Annotated in this window: 1 protein-coding gene and 1 pseudogene; both read right to left on the bottom strand. The window is 53.5% G+C overall.

Going from position 1 to position 1,932, the window contains the following annotated elements; genetic code table 11:
- Window positions 1-347: pseudogene (locus tag AC2FGC_RS24175) on the bottom strand (DUF3299 domain-containing protein); the annotation flags it as partial.
- 25 nt (window positions 348-372) lie between these two features.
- The gene (locus AC2FGC_RS24170; RefSeq protein WP_496783662.1) at window positions 373-1,770 is read right to left on the bottom strand and encodes an amidohydrolase family protein; all 1,398 of its coding nucleotides are present in this window, start codon (window positions 1,768-1,770) and stop codon (window positions 373-375) included.
- Between the last annotated feature and the right edge of the window lie 162 nt (window positions 1,771-1,932).

Here is a 1,932-nt window from a genome sequence, read left to right as displayed (position 1 = left end):
GTTCCCGCCTTTCTTCGCCGTTCCTTCACAATCTCTCGCTGATCAAGAAGCCAGTCGACATCAATACCATCTGCCGCCAAGGCGTCCTCTGTTTCGGTCAGACGTTCCTGCCATTTTTGCCTTTCATCTGCGCCGCCAGTGTCTTGCTGCAACCTTCCGCGCAAACGCACGACATACAGAACATCATCGAACTGTTCAGGGCTGAGGTCGCGATAGGGGTCTTCAAAGACTTGCGAAGAAGGGTCCGGCAGTTCCGCCCAGTCAACTGCCGTTCCCGGCGCTGCCATGGCGGGATGGCCGCACCAGATCAACCCGGCGAATACGGCGAAGCGAAACCAATAACGCATTAAGGCTCTCCGGCTGCTTTTTTGTTCATTCCAGTGTGTTCTTGTATATTACACCGTCCTTCATGATCAGGCGGATTGTATCTGGGCTTTCAGGCCTCGGTTCGGCACCGAACCACTGATCACCTGTGCCGATAACCGAGAAGTCTTCAAGTGGGTTACCGTCGATCAGCAGGATATCCGCATAGGCGCCTTCTTCGATCACGCCCAGTTTGCCGGCGGTATACGGGTTCATAAAGTCACCCGACAATGCGACTACCTCGCCACCCGTCGATGTCAGCGTGACCATGGATGTATAGGGTCCAAAAAATTCATTGTTCAGATGCTTCTCGTAGGCAATCTGGATATTGCACGCCTCTACCGAACCAACACAGTCTGTCTGGAAACCCCGCTTCACCGGGCATTCTTTCATATTGTCGATATAGCCTGCAAACGTGGCCGAGGCAGACTTTGCCTTGGCCAGGCTCGCCGGAACATTCGCCACAGCCGGAATGTCGAGAAGGCCGGGGTCAAATGCCGTTAGGTTTGTTGTAATGTACGCACCCTTCTCGTTCATGACTTCGGCAATTTCGCAGTCAAAAGAAAAACCATGTTCGATTGACATAACACCTGCGTCGAGCGCACTCAGGATTGCTTCCTTGCGATAGGAATGCGCCATGACATAGCTGCCATATTCATGCGCGACCTGGACGGCGGCTCTGATTTCTTCGGGCGACCCGGCCAGCAATTGCCAAGGGTCGAATGCCGACACGACACCCCCGGATTGCATGAATTTCAATTGCGTCGCGCCCATACGAAAGTTGTTACGTGCGAATTTATAGACGTCATCAACACCACTGACCTCCTGAGCCATGTTCAGTCGACCCATATTCGTCTCTGAACCAGGTGGTGCTGTGAAATTCGCGAAGTCAGCGTGACCACCGCGTGTTCCGATAAACGCCCCAGACGGATAGTAACGAGGGCCCTCGATTTGCCCCGAGTCTATTGCCCTGCGTAGTCCACCATTAGCGCCGCCAGCATCCCGGACAGTGGTGAAACCCTGCATCAAATACATCTCGGCCATACGTGCACCGTGTATGGCAAAGTCCTCCCAGGTCGTGTTGGCCTCCATCGCTGGCAGCGTCGGCCCCATCAGCATAAGATGCGCGTGCAGTTCAATGAACCCGGGGGTCAGCGTCCGTCCCTCTCCGTCAATGACTGTAGCATTGGGGGCATCGATCGCATCGGTTGATACGGCCTTAATCAGGTTGCCCTCGACCAATACGCTGGCATTCTCGATGCGCTGTTCATTCACTCCATCGAAGATGTGCACGTTGGTAAACAACGTTTGGGGTTCTTCTTGATCCTGAGCCTGCGCGGACGCTGAAAAAGCAAGTCCTGCAGCGACAATTACCGTCGAGCAAAGCGACATTCGTGGACCGGACATACGTACTCCCTTCATATTCATGTTTTGCCAACTGTAGTCCGGAAAAATTTGCCTCGGTTGCCACTTTTGAATTGGCATGTTCGAATGTGATCGTAAAAATGGCCACCAGCCAAAACTACTAATCATCACAAGGGTGACGAGCTTGCCTTTCAACTCCACCTC

This window comes from Ruegeria sp. CDSC054, assembly GCF_059610645.1.
The sequence above is the reverse complement of the archived record's forward strand: the minus strand, read 5'-3'. Positions and strand labels throughout refer to the sequence as shown.

Excerpts from the sequence above, each read along its gene's own strand:
- AC2FGC_RS24170 (WP_496783662.1), bottom strand. The coding sequence starts at position 1,770 with ATGTCCGGTCCACGAATGTCGCTTTGCTCGACGGTAATTGTCGCTGCA.